The sequence below is a fragment of the Rhizobium lusitanum genome (assembly GCF_014189535.1).
Lineage (GTDB): Bacteria > Pseudomonadota > Alphaproteobacteria > Rhizobiales > Rhizobiaceae > Rhizobium > Rhizobium lusitanum_C.
Genome location: NZ_CP050304.1, coordinates 95250 through 112195 on the forward strand (window position 1 = coordinate 95250; position 16946 = coordinate 112195).

Below are 16946 nucleotides of genomic sequence, written 5' to 3' on the forward strand. Positions count from 1 at the left end.
GCTCAGACAATTTGAGGGTCTTGATGTTGGAGTGGACGGCCCCTGAACGGCATCGAAATGTGCCAGAATGAGCTGTTAAGATCTCAATCGAAGGGGCCGCCCATGGACAAGATTATTCGTATTGGCATGGATACGTCAAAACATGTTTTTCAGTTGCATGGCGTGAATGCTGGAGAGAAGCCGGTCTTGCGTAAGAAAATGCGACGCAAGGAGATGATCGACTTCTTCACGACCTGCCCGCCAACTTTGGTAGCGATCGAGGCCTGTGGTGGTTCGCATCATTGGGCACGGCTGCTCGCCTCATTCGGACATGAGGTGAAAATGATCGCGCCACAACTTGCTAAGCCCTACGTCAAGCGGAACAAGAACGACGCGGCCGATGCGGAAGGGCTCTGCGAGGCAATGAGCCGCCCAACGATGCGGTTTGTTCCGGTTAAGACAGTTGATGAACAAGCGGCACTCATGCTGATCGGCGTCCGTACCCGTCTCATCGCCAACCGCACCCAACTCGCCAACGCAATCCGGGGCTACGCCAATGAGTTTGGTGTCTCTGCAGCCAAGGGGCTGGCACATATCCCTCTGCTGCTTGAAAGGATACAAGCCGACGGGACTGTGCCAGAGCTCGCACAGGAATTGTTCATGAGCCAGGCCGAGGAATACGCTCAACTGGAGAAGAAGATTGCGGATGTCGAGGCCAAGGTAAAGGCATGGCAGCGTAACGACGAACGCAGCATACGTCTCAACACCATTCCCGGCATTGGCCCAATCGGTTCGGCTCTTTTGATAATGAAGACACCCGCTCCGGAGCTCTTCAAATCTGGTCGCCAGTTCGCAGCTTGGATAGGGTTGACGCCAAAAGATCACTCGACCGGCGGCAAGCTGCGGCTCGGTGGTATCACGCGAGCCGGCGATGAAGCTCTGCGGGCCGTCTTGGTGGCTGGAGCAACCGCTGTCATTCATCACGCGCGACGATCTGGCAAGGCTTCTCGATGGTTGGCGGAACTGCTCAAGCGCAAGCCGCCTAAACTGGCAGCTGTCGCACTCGCTAACAAGATGGCGCGCATGGCTTGGAAGCTCATGGTCTCTGGAGAGACATACAGCGCACAATCAGGACCAGCTTTGACGGGATGCGCCGCATGAAGATTGGGAAGCAAGAACCGGGACATCCTGATCTTCACCACGTGTTGGTAATACTACAACTTGCAAGATAATAGCAGATGGTGTGATCGATCGATCCGGGACACAGGACACCCCGGGAATCCCATTGGCCCCTCAAGGCCGCCTTGATGTTTGGGACCTGTGTTGCGGAAACCATCTTGGCCAGCGTTCATGTGCGAACGCAACAACAGGCCGGACATATGGACGCAAGCGATCAGATCAAATTATCTCAAACTATCTTGCGAGTCGGGGGCCGTCCACATATGGGATATGAACCAGCGACCTATCTGAGCCAGATCGCCAAACCACTGAAATCTATGGTAATGTCCTTTATCATATATAGATTGAGCATAGGATGAGAACATGACAGACATTGTCACGAGCTATCTTGCTTCACCCCAAGCGGACGCAGCAGCGATCGCGGGCTTGGTCGCGCTCGCGACGGCTGCGATAACGGCATTCATTACAGGCTTGGTTGCCAAGAAGAATATCAACGTGCAGCTGGACCTATTTAAGAAAAAAATCATCGCCGATTTAGATTTGCTGGAAAAGCGTGTGCAAGGAGACCTCGCAGTAGTGAAGAGCAAGGTGGAATTGGAAGTGTCGGCGGCGGAACGCAAACGCGTTGCAGAATTTGCGGGGAGCGTTTTAGCCGACTTCTATAACGCAAAATCACTATTCAAATCCGCTAGGCTCTCGTGGGAGAAAGGGGACATCAAGAAAGATGAGCAAGGCAAGTTGATCGTCGATGATGATATAGCCGATATGGCTCTTAAGCCTTTTCAGTACTTGCGCGATCGTGAATATATTCTTTTTTCTTTGGAGTCAAAGCGTGCCAATGCGGCCGTTCAGTTCGGACCAGAGGCACAGGTGCCGTTTGATATTGTTGCCGGATGCTATGCCATGATCGACGACGCAACTCAGAAGATCATAAAAGACACAGCCCATGCTAAGCTTTCTGAGGAGCAGCTTGAGGATTTGTGGATCATAGTCGGAATACCAGCGAGAGAAACTTTTAAAGATCCTGTCACACCAAGGATAGAGGAGGCTGTCTCTAAGATCGAGGCCATCTGTCGTCCCTTTACCCAAATAGGGGCACAGTGAACCAGCTCGTCGCCATCACTCCCGGTTCTGTTTTACCGGTGCTAGTTGCCGATTCCGGCGAGCGCGCCGCGATCTGCTTCCTAGAATTCTTTACGGCGAACATCCGGAATCCTAACACTCGGAAAGCTTATGCGCGATCGGCGGCCACCTTCCTGGATTGGTGCGACCGGCGGGGTATTAACGCGCTGACGGCAATCCAGCCAATTCACGTGGCCACTTGGATCGAGGAAATTGGCCAAAGCCATTCGGTGCCAACCGTAAAGCTGCGTTTAGCGGCGATCCGGCATCTCTTCGACTGGATGGTGAGTGGCCAGGTGATGCCCACCAATCCCGCCCCACAAATGCTTATGCTCCCCAGAGTTGGCGCATTCCGGCGTCGACGATGCCGATAACCGGTTCTACCCTGTTGCCCCCGAGAGCTGGGAGCATGATCTCTTCTAAGACCGGAAATCGAATTTCGGCTATTCTCCCCGGAATTTCGATTGGGTGATCAGCACCGCGCGCCCAAAATCCGTCCGTGGCAAAGCCAAAATGGCGGCGACTGCATAACACACACCATCAAAGACCAAGTTGTAGCACCACGACGATGCGTGCACCAATGCCGTTTTTATTTGCATGATCATACCTCGTGTTTGAACTTGTTCGATCGGTGTGAGTTTAAGCCTCAGGACATGCTCTGCCTTGATCTTGGTCAAGACGGAGTATCGAGGGCGGACCGCGAGCGTCCGACAGCTTGATATGGGTCAATGCCATCGGCGCACGCCCCTCGTAGATACGATGCCAGTTCTGAAACGCTTCGGGCTTTGGAAGCCCAGCCAGTTGTTTTGCCGCCGCCAATCGCCCTCAGCGCATAATTGGAAGCTGATTTCCAAACCAAAGGAAATATTATGACGGATGCGAACCTGCTGCTCACGTTCAATGCAGGCTCTTCAACCATAAAGATCGGTCTATTCCAGTGCGGTGCGAACCAGGCACGTCGTATCGGCAGGGGCTTGATCGACCTCAGCAGGCGGCCCTTGTCCTTTCACCTGACCGAAGGGCCAGCAGTTTTCGATGCTCCGCTACGCGCAGAAGGTGGGGAGGATTTACGCGAGGTCATCGCTGAAACATTTGAAGTGCTCGGCAGGCATTTCGACATGAATGCAGTGCATGCCGTCGGTCATCGTGTCGTTCATGGCGGCGATCTGTTCACGGGCGCCGTTCGTCTCGACGAGGCCAGCATCAGCGCTATAGACGGGTTGACCGCGCTCGCCCCTTTGCATCAGCCCCAGGCGCTCCGCCTGATCCGCGCAGTCCAACATCTGCGGCCGGCGCTCACGCAGACGGCCTCCTTCGACACCGCCTTTCACGCGACCCAAAGCGATCTCATCCGCCGATTTGCCCTGCCCCGCGCCCTGCACGATCAGGGGATCAAGCGCTACGGCTTTCACGGTCTTTCCTATGCTTTCATCACCGCGGAACTGCGGCGGCACGCGCCGGAGATTGCGGCTGGTAAAATAATTGTCGCGCATCTTGGCAGTGGCGCCAGCCTCTGTGCCCTTGATGGTGGAGAAAGCCGCGACTGCAGCATGGGGTTTTCAACACTTGACGGCATTCCGATGGCAACCCGCTGCGGCGCGCTTGATCCCGGCGTGCTGTTGCATCTTCTCGGGCCGAAAGGCCGGACACTGCGCAACCTCGAGGACATGCTCTATCATCGCTCCGGCCTGCTCGGTGTTTCGGGTATTAGCGGCGACACGCGCGATCTGTTGCGGGACGAGCGGCCTGAGGCGCGGGAAGCGATCGATCTTTTTACCTTGCGTATTGCCGGCGAAATCGCTCGCATGACGGCAACGCTCGGCGGCCTGGACGGCATCGTGTTCACCGCCGGGATCGGCGAGCACCAGCCGGAAGTCCGTGCCGCGATCTGCGATCGCCAGCGGTGGCTGGGCCTCGATATCGACGGCAAAGCGAACGCCGCCAGCGCCCTCATTATCAGCACATCGGCAAGCTCCGTCACAGCGTTCGTCATTGCCACGGACGAGGAGCAGATCATCGCGAACGAAGCCTTGTCGGTTCTGGCAAGCAAGTGATCCAGATCAGCAGCCCGCCGCGTCGTTCGCACTAGTCTGACGTATGACCACATTGAATTGGAGCAACCACATGGAAATGCAGCCAACCGCCACTTTTACACATCCGCTCGATGCGACGGAACTCAACCTCATCGACCGCTATTGGCGCGCCGCCAACTATCTCTCGGTCGGCCAGATCTACCTGCTCGACAATCCGCTGTTGCGCGAGCCGCTGATGGCTGAGCATATCAAGCCCCGCCTGCTCGGCCATTGGGGCACGACTCCAGGGCTCAACTTCATCTACGCTCATCTCAACCGGGTCATCCGCAATCGCGATCTCGATATCATCTATATTTGCGGTCCCGGCCATGGCGGCCCCGGCATGGTCGCCAATACCTATCTCGAAGGTACCTATAGCGAGATCTATCCGGATATTTCCGCAGATAAGGATGGCATGCGCAAACTCTTCCGCCAGTTCTCCTTTCCCGGCGGCATTCCGAGCCACGCGGCACCCGAAACACCGGGATCCATCCATGAGGGCGGCGAACTCGGCTACGCGCTGGTGCATGCCTACGGCGCTGTCTTCGACAATCCCGACCTGATCGCCGCCTGTGTCATCGGCGACGGAGAAGCGGAAACCGGCCCACTGGCTGCAAGCTGGCATTCCAACAAATTCCTCAATCCGGCGCGCGACGGCGCTGTGCTGCCGATCCTGCATCTCAATGGCTACAAGATTGCCAATCCGACCATCCTTGGCCGCGACACCAACGAGGATCTGCGTCATCTCTTCATCGGCTATGGCTACGAGCCCTTCTTTGTCGAAGGTTCGGACCCGCATCAGATGCATCAGGCCATGGCCGCAACCTTCGAACAGGTCTTCGACCGCATCCGTGCCATCCAGACCGAGGCCCGCACTGGCGCGCCGGGTAATTTCTGCCCGCGCTGGCCGATGATCGTGTTCAGAAGTCCAAAGGGCTGGACGGGGCCTAAGGAAGTCGATGGCAAGAAGGTCGAGGGCTTCTGGCGGGCGCATCAGGTACCGGTCTCCAATTGCCGCAAAGATGCCAGCCATCGACAGATCCTGGAAGACTGGATGCGAAGCTATGATCCCGCGGACCTCTTCGACGCCGACGGGCGCTTGAAAGAGGAATTGGGCGCACAGGCACCTGCAGGCAACCGCCGCATGGGCGCCAATCCCCATGCCAATGGCGGTCTGCTGCGCCATGAACTCGTTGTGCCCGATATCCGCGACTATGCAGTTACCTTCAAAGAGCGCGGCAGAACAATGACGCAATCAACCGAGATCCTCGGCCATTATTTGCGTGACACCCTGACCCTCAATGCCGATCGTGCCAATTTCCGTATCTTCGGCCCCGATGAAACAGAGTCCAACCGCCTCGGCAGCGTCTTCGAAGTGACCAACCGCGTGTGGATGGAGGAAATAAAGCCCTATGACGTGAGCCTTGCCCCGGATGGGCGGGTGATGGAGGTACTCAGCGAACATCTGTGTCAGGGTTGGCTGGAGGGCTATCTGCTGACCGGCCGCCACGGCCTGTTCTCCTGCTACGAAGCCTTCATTCATATTATCGATTCCATGTTCAATCAGCACGCCAAATGGATAAAGGTGTCGCGCGAGCTACCATGGCGGAAGCCGATTTCGTCGCTGAACTACCTGCTGACCTCGCATGTCTGGCGGCAGGACCATAACGGCTTCAGCCACCAGGACCCCGGCTTCATTGATCTAGTCGCCAATAAAAGAGCCGATACCGTGCGCATCTACCTACCGCCCGATGCCAACACGCTGCTTTGGACCGGCGACCATTGCCTGAAGACCTATGACCGCATCAACGTGATCGTTGCCGGCAAACAGCCGGAGCCGCAATGGCTGTCGATGGATGAAGCCATCAAACATTGCGAGGCCGGTATTGGTATCTGGCAGTGGGCCGGCAACGAACGGGGCGCCATCGAACCCGATGTCGTCATGGCCTGCGCCGGTGATGTTCCCACCATGGAGGCGCTCGCCGCCGTCGATCTTCTCCGTCAGTACATTCCGGAATTGTCGATCCGCGTGGTCAACGTTGTCGACCTGATGGCACTGCAATCGAAGGCACAGCACCCGCACGGCCTAACCGACGAGGTGTTCGACGGGCTGTTCACACCGGATCGGCCGGTGATCTTCGCCTATCACGGCTATCCCTATCTGATCCACCGCCTGACCTATCGGCGCACCAACCACAGCAACATTCACGTGCGTGGCTTCATCGAGGAGGGAACGACGACCACGCCGTTCGACATGACCGTTCTCAACGAACTCGACCGCTACCATCTCGCTATAGAGGCGATCGAGCGCGTACCGGGTCTGAAGGACAAGGGGCAGAATGTGATCAAGCTTCTCCGCGACAAGCTCGAAGAACACGGCCGCTATATTCGCCAATACGGTGAGGACATGCCGGAAATCAGCAATTGGAAATGGCCTTACGATGGAGATGGGCATCGTTTGTCCTGAAACGTTGCTCCGAAAAATGCCGGTCTTGATGAGATATGAACCAATAACCACGGCATTTGGACGCACCATTGACATCCTCTTCGTGAACGCGGGCACCGCCAACACAGATCAGGCGCAGACCATCGCGGAGATCTCGACGGAGGAATTCGTCCGTGTAATGGTCACCAACGGGCTAGGCCCCATGCGCGTGATCGAAGGCCTGCAAGATCTCGTGTCGCCGACCGGCATGATCGGCATCATGTCGTCAGGACAGGGCAGCATCGCGAACAACGTCAACGGTGGACATGAGGTCTATCGTGCCTCCAAGGCGGCACTGAACCAGTACATGCGCAGCTACGCGGTCCGGCATGCCGGCGAACCGCGCGCCCTAGTTCTGGTGGCGCCCGGTTGAATCCGCACGGCACTGGGCGGCCCCGAAGCACCGTTCAGCATGGAAGAGACCGCGCCGCAGATCGTCACCGTGCTTCTCGCGCAGTGGGGCAAGCCCGGCCTTCAATATCTGGACCGTGATGAGCGCACTGTTCCCGGGTGAATGCCATCCGTCCGGAATTTGTGGATCAGCACCCGGGGGTTCACCCCTTAACATTGCCGCGCAAGACACTGAAACAGAAATACAAAATTGAAACCGCCCGGGGTATGATCGGCGCCGATCGTCACCTTATCCAGGTTGCAAATTTGCGCGCAAAGCCATGTGTGAAACGGCTCCGAACATTCACCCCTTTCGGACGACATCTAAGCTATTGAGTTCAAATAGCAATTTTTCAGGATTGCGGGGTCAGCGCCAGCAATTAGTTGACCCTAGCCAATGTCTCAATTTTCTAAGCGCTTCCAAATGGTTGTCGTAAACACTCATGGGGTGAATGTTCGGAGCCGTTTCACAATCAAACAAAGCGCTTTACGAATTTGTCGTCAAGAGGTGCCCGAAGACCTCGAGCAAGAAGATCGTCCGCGCGGCACTTCTTGCACTCACTGATCCCGACGTCACGGATCGAACCGTGCTGGACACCATATACGCGCTTGCCATCAAGCATCGGATGGACGAAATCGGTCAAGGCGACGTAAGCGATGAACAAGACGACACACCAGAGGTCGCGCCGTCGGTGAAGTCTTCAAGGAAGCGTGCTGCGTCGTCCGCGTCGGCAAGCGTTTCGCCGTAAGACCCATACGACCAACGCCTTGCTTTTGCCACCCTGAGGACATCCGACCTTTACATTGCCGTGCTACCTTCAACTTCTATGAGGGAGTATAGCCATGCAAGACTTGACGATGTCAGAAGTTCTGAAAGATCCTTTGATCCGGCAGATGCTGCGCGCCGACAAGGTGAGCCTTGGTGCATTCGCCCAGTTGCTTGAGAACGCTGCCAACGATCGTGGCCGCAAATTGGCAGCTAGCAGTTGGGTAGCGCGCAGACAATCGCCGAATCCGTGCGAGCAACAGTATCACTCGGTGGCCTGATACATCCTCACAGCATGGACGCTTGATGTTCGCCCCAAAAGGCGGCCCTCTTTTGTCGGTGAAGCGGCGGGTACGCAAGATGTTGAAGCCATCGATCGCCTCATCGCATTTGCTGACCGCATTATCACAAAACTGAGTGCCGACAAGCTGTCTGGCATCGATCCGAACGAGATCGGCGAGCAGGTCGCAAAGGTTAAGGGCCTGCGGGACACGCTCATCCAGGCGAAGGGGAAAGCAAAGAAGCAGGAGGAAGAGCAGGCCGCTCCGCAGGATCAACCTGAACAAGAAGCACAGGACGATGGCGCCGAAGCAAGCGATGCAGGCGTTGAAAATCCACACGACGAACCGGAAGAGGGGGACCGGAGTGAAGAAGAATCTTGGTCCCCCGAGGAATTACTTGCATCCTTGCTTGAGGTCATTGCGGCCGAGATGGGAGAGGCGGAGGCTGAGCGGTTGTTAAATTTAGCGCGCGAAAATCTTTTGGCGCAATAGTGGAAACAGTTTTTCATCTGCGGTCTCGCTCTCCGGTTCTGGGAACTTGTCCTACCCCCAAACTGCCGCAGGCTGCGTGAAGATTGATTATTTTAGCCAGTCACCAATGTCACACCGAAAGCATCGAGAACATCGGCCATATGGTTTGCAAATGAAATTGTCGCGCCGCCAGCGAACAAGAGGCCGACGGCGCTCCCGCTCGCCCGCTCCAGCACCAGCGATCCGGAATCACCGAGGTCGCTGAATGCCCCGCCCTCTATTGAGGTGATGGCGATCTGATCGTGAAACAGAAGGGTGCCGATGTCATATGGAAGTTTGATGTCCGCACTGACGCTGGATACGTAGCCTCTCGTATAGCCTGTCGTCCGTCCAAATTTTTCGACGATCGTGTCGACCTCCGCCGATTTTACACCAGTCGGAGAGCCGATGTCCAGGATGTCCGAAACGGCGAGATTCGGATGTAATAGTTTTCCGATCGCTCCGTCGACATAGTTGGGCGCTCCGACTACCAGGGGTACATAGCCATCGAGAACGGCGATTTTGTCACGCTTCAGGCTGCCGCCGTCGTAGGGGCTCGGTTCGAAGATCGAGGAGCCGAACGGCAGACGATTCTGATCGGCAAGCACATGGTTGTTGCTCAATATGTAAGTGCCAAAATTGTCGTAGACGAGTGCCCCAAATGTCCCGGCGATGGCTTCGCGCGTACTGTTATCCTCAACACCCGTTGAACATCCCGGCTGGGCCGGCCGCAGACGCAACCGTGGCCCCGGCCACGCGGCCAAAGGTTGGAGGAAGCCGACTTCCTCGACATCGGTCTGCAAGCCGTCCAGCGTAGAAGGCAGCATTTCATTGGCGCCGATCTGCGCCTTGGGGTGCTTCTTACGCACGTAGATCTTTATTGCCGGTTCGGCGGTGGTGCGTCCAGAGACGACCTTGTATCCGACCCCGACGCCGTGAACATTGATCTGTGGCGCGGCGGTCAGTATCCGACTCGCGGCCACCCCACCCATATCGCTTGGCCCCACTAGCAGCAGACGCCGCGACAATGCTGATTTTGCCTCGGCAAGATGTGCTAGACTGTGGGATGCCCTTCCGATCATGTGAGGTGTCCTCGAATGTCTAGAGATCTCGGTACTTCGCCGGAAATTGAACAGCTGCGCGCCAAAGCCTCGCGCGAATGGCTTGCCTTGCCCGGCGTGCAATCCGTATTGCTCTCGCCGGACGGTTCGGGCGGCTGGAAATTCGTCGTCTACGTCAGTAACAGTACCTCCCCTTCACCCGCTATTCCCTCTTGCATCCAGGGCCTGCCGGTAGAAATCGTTCCGCTTGACGGTCCAATCAGGCCCCTTGGCGGGCTGTGAGCGATGTCCCGCCCACCATCGCTGGATGGCCAAGACGATCCAGCGCGATCGTCCGCAGCTCGTTCAAAAGGTGAAACGCAAAAGGAGTAATGTGCTCGCGCACGGCGGTGATGGCTTCGACAAGCCCCGTACTGAAAAAACCCGCTGCCGCCTTCTGGAACAGCGCATCGGCCTCATAATCGGGATGGTCGCTCTGTTCTAAAACCTCATCCCAAAACAGTGAGAGCTCGAACCATACGCAACAGGCGTGGACGAAACCATGCAATGGCAAATCGGTTCCAGTCCAGGGGGAGATCACCCGCGGCGTCTCGGTATCGGCGTTAAGGAAGAACGGTGCATCCAGTTCGGCGAAATAGAGTGCGCTGTGGGTTGCTTCGTGCAGCAAGGCATCGGCAATACTGTAGTGAGAGATGTCTGGTGCTGCGACGTTTGCGAGCGCAGCCACCCCCGGATGGCGGCGCGACGAACTCGTGCCAAAGCGGCAGCCTGGATCATCGTAGAGAGCCAAAGCGCGAAGTGCGATGGAAATGAGCTCAGATCCCGCCGGTGCTATTCTGTCGATCAGTTGAAAGGCTTTGTTGATCTTAGCTGCGCAAAGCCGGATGTCGTTAGGCGGCCGAATGCGCTCGCGCTGGGACAGCGGTAGGTACAGCCCGCTTGTCGCAAAGGGGCTGAAACCATCAATCGCTATACCCCTCAGCCGCGGGGCTGCATAAGCGATCTGGCCATCCCGATTAAGGCGATAGTCGCCGAGTGCCGTCCATTCAACGTATTCATCCGGGCGGATTCGATTGAGAAGACAGTGTTCGGCTTCGATCCAGTCTCGCAGGAGCTGCCGACCTGCGTCGGACTCATTGTCTCCCGTCGCGATCAATTGGCCAAGAACAGGGGCTGAGACCAACCTTGATATAGAGCCCGCTGGCAGCGCCTTCAGCAAGGTCAAGCATCCAGCGCGATCGGCAAGGCCGTCAAGTAGCGTCTCGCGGCTGGCCGAGAAGCGGGCTGCGCAAAGCCAAGCCTTTCCCACGGCCTCTTCTTTGAGAAGCAGGTGGGATATGATGTCGGATAGGTGTGCGGAGACGTCCGCGACAATGGGTTTGTTCATTGGAGAGCCACCATCTCAATCTCGCCCTCGAGCGCAGTTCGCCGACGCTTGGTTTCGGCATGGTCAACTTCCAATCGAGCGCGTATATGGGTGAATAGCCGCAAGAGATCGCCGCACCAGACGCTCGCATTATTGAAGCCGTTCTCCTTCGAATAGCGATGCGGATGATAACCACCACCGCAGGTATCACGCTCGTTGCAGCTCTCGCATTGTTTGGCCAGCGGAAGACTGTCGAAGACCATTTTTGCATGAAGGGGGCTGCGTGCCGGGAGGTCGATAAACTCATCCCTCAAAACGTTCATTCCCGTCTTGACCAACCCGTCGCCGCAGGCCTTGAGAACATCGAGCCCTTCGACATCACCACCGCAGGATACGACAACATAGCGTAGCGGCTGGTTGCCGAGAGCGTCAACATGGCTGGCGCCACCCATGATCGACCGTGCCATGTCCCAGAAATTTCGAATGCGGATATCCAGGGTCGAATTGTACCACCAGTCGTCGAAGATCGGGATCAGGAAGTCCGCACAAGGCGTAGGACCGTGCAAGGTATGGACATCGCCGATTGTGTCATGCGTAAGGTCGGGGTAGAGATAGGACAGACTGGTGCAGCCGAGGTCGAGGATGTGCCGATGGACCTCCAAGGGATCGGCGCCAAGGGGTATGACGGTCAAAATACCGAAGCCGACACCCGCATCCTGCAAGGCTTCGATACCGCGTAAGACCCGCTCGTGTGATCCGCGGCCGCGATGATCGAACCGTACCGCATCGTGAATGGCACGCGGCCCATCCAGGCTGACCCCTACATTGATATTGTTTCGTTTCAGGAGTTCAGCCCAGCCTTTGTCGATCAGCACGCCGTTAGTTTGAAGACTGAGCCGGACATCCATATCGTCCAAGGTTCGACGCGCTCTGACGCATAGTTCCTCGAAGCGGCGTGCACCAACGAGGGTAGGCTCGCCGCCATGGAAGGAGAAATGGACCCGCCTCTGTCCAAATCGCTCGGCATGATTGCGCACACGCAGAAGGAGGGCATCAAACACCTCGTTCGACATCTTTTTCGGACTGTCCTTCCAGCTCGTGTCGGCGAGGTTGAATTCATAACAGTAAGGACAGTCTAAATTGCATCGCGCCGTCAACTTGACAATGATCAGCGTCAAAGGTGTCACTGCAACGACGTCTAAAAATTCGGCGGTTCCAGCAGATCCCATCTTCTTCTCCTGTCGGGGAACGAAAGACCACTTCCTATTGATTTATCGCTATCGGCTACATGTGCAGTCGCTTTGCCCTAACGTTTCCCGGAAAGATCTCTTTCGATCGCCGGACGGAATGTCTGAGCCACGCGACGACCGTCCGCAAACTCCTGGCCGCCGTGTCCGCTTTCGCTATGGGTTTGATCATGCATTTCGCCGGCCAGATTGGCGCCGGATTGGCCTAGTCTTGTGCGCCCGACGCTTCTGCTCGTCAGCCCCTGCGGCTGTCCAACTTGCCGGGCGACCTGCTCGATGCTTCCGCCGCCATGCCCACTCTCGCTATGGTTCTGGTCGTGCATCTCGTCAGCGAGCTTGTCAGCCGCGCTGACGGTGGTCCGGTTAACCAGCTCGTTGATGCCACCACCACCCTCACTATGGGTCTGGTCGTGCATTTCACTGGCGAGCTTGGCGGCCCGGTTGGCTGACGCGGGGCTCGCCAGTTCGTTGATGCTGCCACCACCTCCTCCACCGCCTTCGCTGTGGGTCTGGTCATGCATCTCGCCGACAAGGGAGCCGATGGATTGCCGCGCACCGGAGCGTGCGAAGCTCCTGCTCGTCAATCCCTGCGGCTGTCCAGCCTGCTTGGCGACCTGCTCGATGCTACCGCCGTGTCCTTCACTATGCGTCTGATCGTGCATTTCGGCGGCGAGCTTTGCGGCAGAGCCAACAGAGGCCCGGCTCGCAAGTTCGTTGATGCTGCCGCCCCCTCCGCCCTCGCTATGGGTCTGGTCATGCATCTCGCCCACAAGCGCGCCGGCCGATTGACGCACGCCGGCGCGTGCGAAGCTCCTGCTCGTCAGCCCCTGCGGCTGTCCGGCCTGCTCGACGCTGCCACCACCATGGCCGCCCTCACTGTGCGTTTGATCGTGCATCTCGCTCAGGCGACCGCTGACTTGCTCGGATACCGATTGGCCTGCGGCCAATGCTGGTTCGCCGGAAACGCCGTGATCCTGCCCTGCCCTAACCGCGCTCTGGCGAGCACCGGGTGGAGGCGGCAACTGGCTGAAAGGGTCTTCGCCCTGTTCGGCGGCAACGGTATTGGCCAGGCTCTTTTCAACGGCGGCACGAAGGCTCGTAATCACCGATTCTACCGGCAGATCGTTCGCGTCAGCGGTCTCGCTGTGCGTCTGGCTATGATCGCCATCACGCTCCACACTCCACTTTACGGAAATTGGCATGGTCCTTCCTCCTCGGATTGTCTGGGGTCGTGTCAACGCCTGGATACGCGCACCTTCTAGTGAGCGCCGGAGCTCTGCCGCACTCTCGAACGCCTTCGGCGTTGAATAGTGGTGACTGGTGCCGGAGCTGTCGCTGCTATGTGTTTGATCATGTCCTTCCGCCAATATTCGATCGCGGTTGAGCTCGACCTGCACGATATCGCGTAGTGAGTTGGCAACTGGGCGCACTGACTCAGCCGCCGGATCTTGGGGTCCACCGCTCATATTACCTCCAAGCCACTCCCTTCTATCGAAGAGAGCGGGCACGCGAAGTTAAATTTCGGAATTCGTCCGTCCGGTATTGCTGCCGTCTTCAGTAACACGCAATCGGGTTGCGGAGGGCACACTATACACAATAGTATAGTCGCGTAAATACTATTTTAGACTTTTATTATACAAAGGCGGCCAATTAACTACATGTTTGGCTGTTGAGTTGCGCCGCGATTTAACCCGTTTTGCTGTTTATCGCTCACCCGGACAGGAAAGTCTAAATGCTGAAAATACCAGCTGTTTTTGCACTATTTATAGGCCAGTGCACATATGGAAAAACGGCTCAAACCAATGCAGAAAACAACAGAACGGCTGGTCACTGTCGTCCGCAATCTCGTCTGGCGCTTCTACAAGGTGTTGGAAGCCTACAAGCAGAATCCTTCGCCACAGGCTGCCCCTGCATTCCGACGACGGTTCAAACGGATCTTCACCCTACGCACTGGTTATGAGGCACTCGACAAGCTGCTTGAGTGGCTGCGTCGAAGGAAGAACGAGTTGCTGAAGGTGCTCGAGCATCCCGGCATCCCGCTGCACACCAACGCATCGGAAAATGACCTGCGGACCTTCGTCACGAAACGAAAAATCTCCGGCGGCACGATGAGCCCAGCGCAAACGTAGTTTGTCGCCGCGACGGCCGGGTCGCGCGAGACATCATGCTCGGTCTGATGAAGACCTGCCAGAAGCTCGGGCTTTCTTTCTACCACTATCTGGGAGACCGGCTTGGCATTGGCAACATAGGTCAACCGGTTCCCCAGCTCCCGGCGATCATTCTCGCTCGGGCTTGAACGCTGGAGCCGCCAGGGCTCACCAGCACTCAACGCTTTTGCCTGCCGAACCGGCAATGCCACCGAATGTGCCCCACTTACCCCGTTCAGTACGTGGGGCAAAATCGGTGGCAGGGTTTCAGCGTCGCCGCATAGAAAGTGTGCATAACCATGCGCGTTGAATCCTGTTGGTCGGCGCAGGGATTCCTAAGACGAGGCAAATCATGATTCGGTCCAGGGATGGCAAAGAGACGGCTCCCCTCCCCCGAGCATGCCGACACGCTTTCACTGAATGCGTTGCGCAGTCTTGTGTCCGGTCTGTTGGAGCGGTCGCAGCAGGCGGAAGCCCGGCTCGCGAAGCTCGAGGCCGACAACATCCAACTGCGCGAGGAAAACGCCGCCCTTCGGCTCGAGAACACCCGCCTGAAACTCGACAACCAGCTGCTGCGCGACGAGATCGCCCGACTGAAGAACCTGCCGCCGCGGCCGCCGTTTCGCTCATCCGGAATGGACAAGGCAACGGACGTTGCACTCGTCAGTAAGCCGGCGAGCAAGAAGAAGCCACGCGGCCCGAAGCTGGATGTGAAGCGGGTGAGCCGGCAGGAGATCCTGCGCGTCGATGCTCCTGATGGATCGCGCTTCAAGGGATACAGAAGCGTCTACGTTCGCGACCTGGTGCTCAAGGCGGAGCTCGTGCATTACCGTCGCGAATGCTGGGTGACCCCGAATGGAAAGACGGTGCTGGCAGCCTTGCCAGCGGGGATTACGGGTGGCTATGGCGCCAACCTCAGGCGGCTTTGCCTGATGCTTCATGCACAAGGGCAGGTGACGACCGGACGGCTGACGACATTGCTGAACGATATCGGTCTCGACATCTCCAAGCGTCAGATCGTGCGGCTTGTGACCAGGCAACTGGATGGCTTTGTTGCCGAGGATGCGGCGGTGCTGCATGCTGGTCTTGTATCGTCGCCTTATGTGACGGTCGACGACACTGGCGCGCGGCATTCCCATAATAACTATTACACCACACATATCGGCGGCCCGAATTTTACCGTCTTCCGAACGACAAAATCGAAGTCTCGGCTGAATTTCCTGTCGCTGCTGCGCGGCAATTACCAGGATTATGTGCTCAACGATGCCGCATTCGATTATCTGCAAGAGCGCCGTGGCGATCCAGTCATGGTCGCCGGACTTAGGACGTTTGAACCGCAGCGCTTCTGCAACCAGGTGCCGTTCATGACGCATCTGGCCGAAAAGGGCGTCGATATCTTCGATCGGCAGGACATTGGCACACTCGCTGAAGCCGGCCTTTGGGGCGCCATCCGTCACCACGGTCTGATGGGCAACATGGTGATCGTGTCCGACGACGCCGGCCAGTTCCGCGTCGGCAATCACGCGCTGTGTTGGGTCCATGCAGAACGCCTTCTGCAAAAGCTCATGCCGGCCACCGCCAAGGAAGAGCGGCGGCTCACGATGGTTCGCGATCTGGTCTGGCGTTTCTACAAGATGCTAAAAGCTTACAAGCAGAAACCTTCACCGCAGGCTGCCCCTGCCTTCCGACGACGGTTCGACCGGATCTTCGCCTTGCGCACCGGTTATGAGGCACTCGACAAGCTGCTTGAGCGGCTGCATCGAAGGAAGAACGAGTTGCTGAAGGTGCTCGAGCATCCCGGCATCCCGCTGCACACCAACGCATCGGAAAATGACCTGCGGACTTTCGTCACGAAACGAAAAATCTCCGGCGGTACGATGAGCCGCGACGGCCGGGTCGCGCGAGACATCATGCTCGGTCTGATGAAGACCTGCCAGAAGCTCGGGCTTTCTTTCTACCGCTATCTGGGAGACCGGCTTGGCCTGGGTAATGGAGATCGTCCCATCCCGCCTCTCTCGGCCACCATCCTCGCTCGGGCTTGAATGCTGTAACCGCCAGGGCTCACCAGCATTCAACGCTTTTGCCTGTCAAACCGGCAACGCCACCGAATGTGCCCCACTTACCCCGTTCACTCGCCAGCATTTCGTTTTTTTAATTTATTAACCATATGAATTAATGATGTTCTTGGGCCAAGATGAATTGATTTCGTCTTTAGCTTCCGTTGTCCGTACAGCATTTAGCCGCATGTCTAACCATCGATAAGTATCAAGTATCGATAGTGATGGTTTTGGAGTCGCAAAACCGGTAAAGTCGGGGCAATTCACAGCGCCAGAGAGCGCCA

The 16946-nt window shown here is 57.2% G+C and carries 14 protein-coding genes and 2 pseudogenes; 10 read left to right on the top strand and 6 right to left on the bottom strand.

Going from position 1 to position 16946, the window contains the following annotated elements; genetic code table 11:
• Positions 1-102: 102 nt before the first annotated feature.
• The 3 genes from HB780_RS00545 (at position 103) to HB780_RS00555 (ending at position 2654) form a co-directional block, all read left to right on the top strand.
• On the top strand, positions 103-1140 hold the full coding sequence (locus HB780_RS00545; protein WP_183686283.1) for an IS110 family RNA-guided transposase: 1038 nt from the start codon (positions 103-105) through the stop codon (positions 1138-1140).
• 381 nt (positions 1141-1521) lie between these two features.
• Positions 1522-2262 carry a hypothetical protein gene (locus HB780_RS00550; RefSeq protein ID WP_183686285.1) on the top strand — a complete coding sequence of 247 codons (741 nt, stop codon included), beginning with the start codon at positions 1522-1524 and terminating at the stop codon, positions 2260-2262.
• The gene (locus HB780_RS00555; protein ID WP_183686287.1) at positions 2259-2654 is read left to right on the top strand and encodes a site-specific integrase; all 396 of its coding nucleotides are present in this window, start codon (positions 2259-2261) and stop codon (positions 2652-2654) included. The genes HB780_RS00550 and HB780_RS00555 overlap by 4 nt, the downstream gene beginning before the upstream one ends.
• A gap of 69 nt (positions 2655-2723) precedes the next feature.
• On the opposite strand, the gene HB780_RS00560 is transcribed toward HB780_RS00555, so the two are convergent.
• Positions 2724-2957 (bottom strand): hypothetical protein, encoded by a 234-nt coding sequence (locus HB780_RS00560; protein WP_183686289.1) that lies wholly within the window; start codon positions 2955-2957, stop codon positions 2724-2726.
• 192 nt (positions 2958-3149) lie between these two features.
• Between HB780_RS00560 and HB780_RS00565 the strand changes: the two genes are divergently transcribed.
• The 4 genes and pseudogenes from HB780_RS00565 to HB780_RS00580 all read left to right on the top strand — a co-directional run bounded on the left by HB780_RS00565 (position 3150) and on the right by HB780_RS00580 (position 7976).
• On the top strand, positions 3150-4334 hold the full coding sequence (locus HB780_RS00565) for an acetate/propionate family kinase (protein ID WP_183686291.1): 1185 nt from the start codon (positions 3150-3152) through the stop codon (positions 4332-4334).
• A gap of 70 nt (positions 4335-4404) precedes the next feature.
• Positions 4405-6819 carry a phosphoketolase family protein gene (locus tag HB780_RS00570; protein ID WP_183686293.1) on the top strand — a complete coding sequence of 805 codons (2415 nt, stop codon included), beginning with the start codon at positions 4405-4407 and terminating at the stop codon, positions 6817-6819.
• A gap of 61 nt (positions 6820-6880) precedes the next feature.
• Positions 6881-7351, top strand: a pseudogene (locus HB780_RS00575) (SDR family oxidoreductase); the annotation flags it as partial.
• Between the two features lie 328 nt (positions 7352-7679).
• Positions 7680-7976: a hypothetical protein gene (locus HB780_RS00580; protein WP_183686295.1), complete on the top strand. Its 297-nt coding sequence runs from the start codon at positions 7680-7682 to the stop codon at positions 7974-7976.
• Positions 7977-8088: 112 nt separating this feature from the next.
• Here HB780_RS00580 and HB780_RS33435 read toward each other — a convergent pair whose 3' ends face one another.
• Both HB780_RS33435 and HB780_RS00590 read right to left on the bottom strand, forming a co-directional pair.
• Positions 8089-8613, bottom strand: coding sequence for a hypothetical protein (locus HB780_RS33435; RefSeq protein WP_183686297.1), 525 nt, complete (start codon positions 8611-8613; stop codon positions 8089-8091).
• A 245-nt stretch (positions 8614-8858) separates the two neighbouring features.
• On the bottom strand, positions 8859-9812 hold the full coding sequence (locus HB780_RS00590; protein ID WP_183686299.1) for a chymotrypsin family serine protease: 954 nt from the start codon (positions 9810-9812) through the stop codon (positions 8859-8861).
• A gap of 69 nt (positions 9813-9881) precedes the next feature.
• Here HB780_RS00590 and HB780_RS00595 point away from each other — a divergent pair, with 69 nt between their 5' ends.
• Positions 9882-10127, top strand: a complete 246-nt coding sequence (locus HB780_RS00595) for a hypothetical protein (protein WP_183686301.1) — start codon at positions 9882-9884, stop codon at positions 10125-10127.
• Here the strand turns inward: HB780_RS00595 and HB780_RS00600 are convergent.
• The 3 genes from HB780_RS00600 to HB780_RS00610 form a co-directional block, all read right to left on the bottom strand.
• A complete protein-coding gene (locus HB780_RS00600; RefSeq protein WP_183686302.1) occupies positions 10105-11232 on the bottom strand; it encodes an aKG-HExxH-type peptide beta-hydroxylase in 1128 nt (375 codons plus the stop codon). The genes HB780_RS00595 and HB780_RS00600 overlap by 23 nt on opposite strands.
• The gene (locus HB780_RS00605) at positions 11229-12440 is read right to left on the bottom strand and encodes a radical SAM protein (RefSeq protein ID WP_183686304.1); all 1212 of its coding nucleotides are present in this window, start codon (positions 12438-12440) and stop codon (positions 11229-11231) included. Before HB780_RS00605 ends, HB780_RS00600 begins: the two co-directional genes overlap by 4 nt.
• 77 nt (positions 12441-12517) lie before the next feature.
• On the bottom strand, positions 12518-13660 hold the full coding sequence (locus HB780_RS00610; protein WP_183686306.1) for a hypothetical protein: 1143 nt from the start codon (positions 13658-13660) through the stop codon (positions 12518-12520).
• A gap of 609 nt (positions 13661-14269) precedes the next feature.
• Between HB780_RS00610 and HB780_RS00615 the strand changes: the two are divergent.
• Both HB780_RS00615 and HB780_RS00620 read left to right on the top strand, forming a co-directional pair.
• Positions 14270-14754, top strand: a pseudogene (locus HB780_RS00615) (IS66 family transposase); the annotation flags it as partial.
• Positions 14755-14973: 219 nt separating this feature from the next.
• On the top strand, positions 14974-16647 hold the full coding sequence (locus tag HB780_RS00620; protein ID WP_183686308.1) for an IS66 family transposase: 1674 nt from the start codon (positions 14974-14976) through the stop codon (positions 16645-16647).
• Positions 16648-16946: the final 299 nt, after the last annotated feature.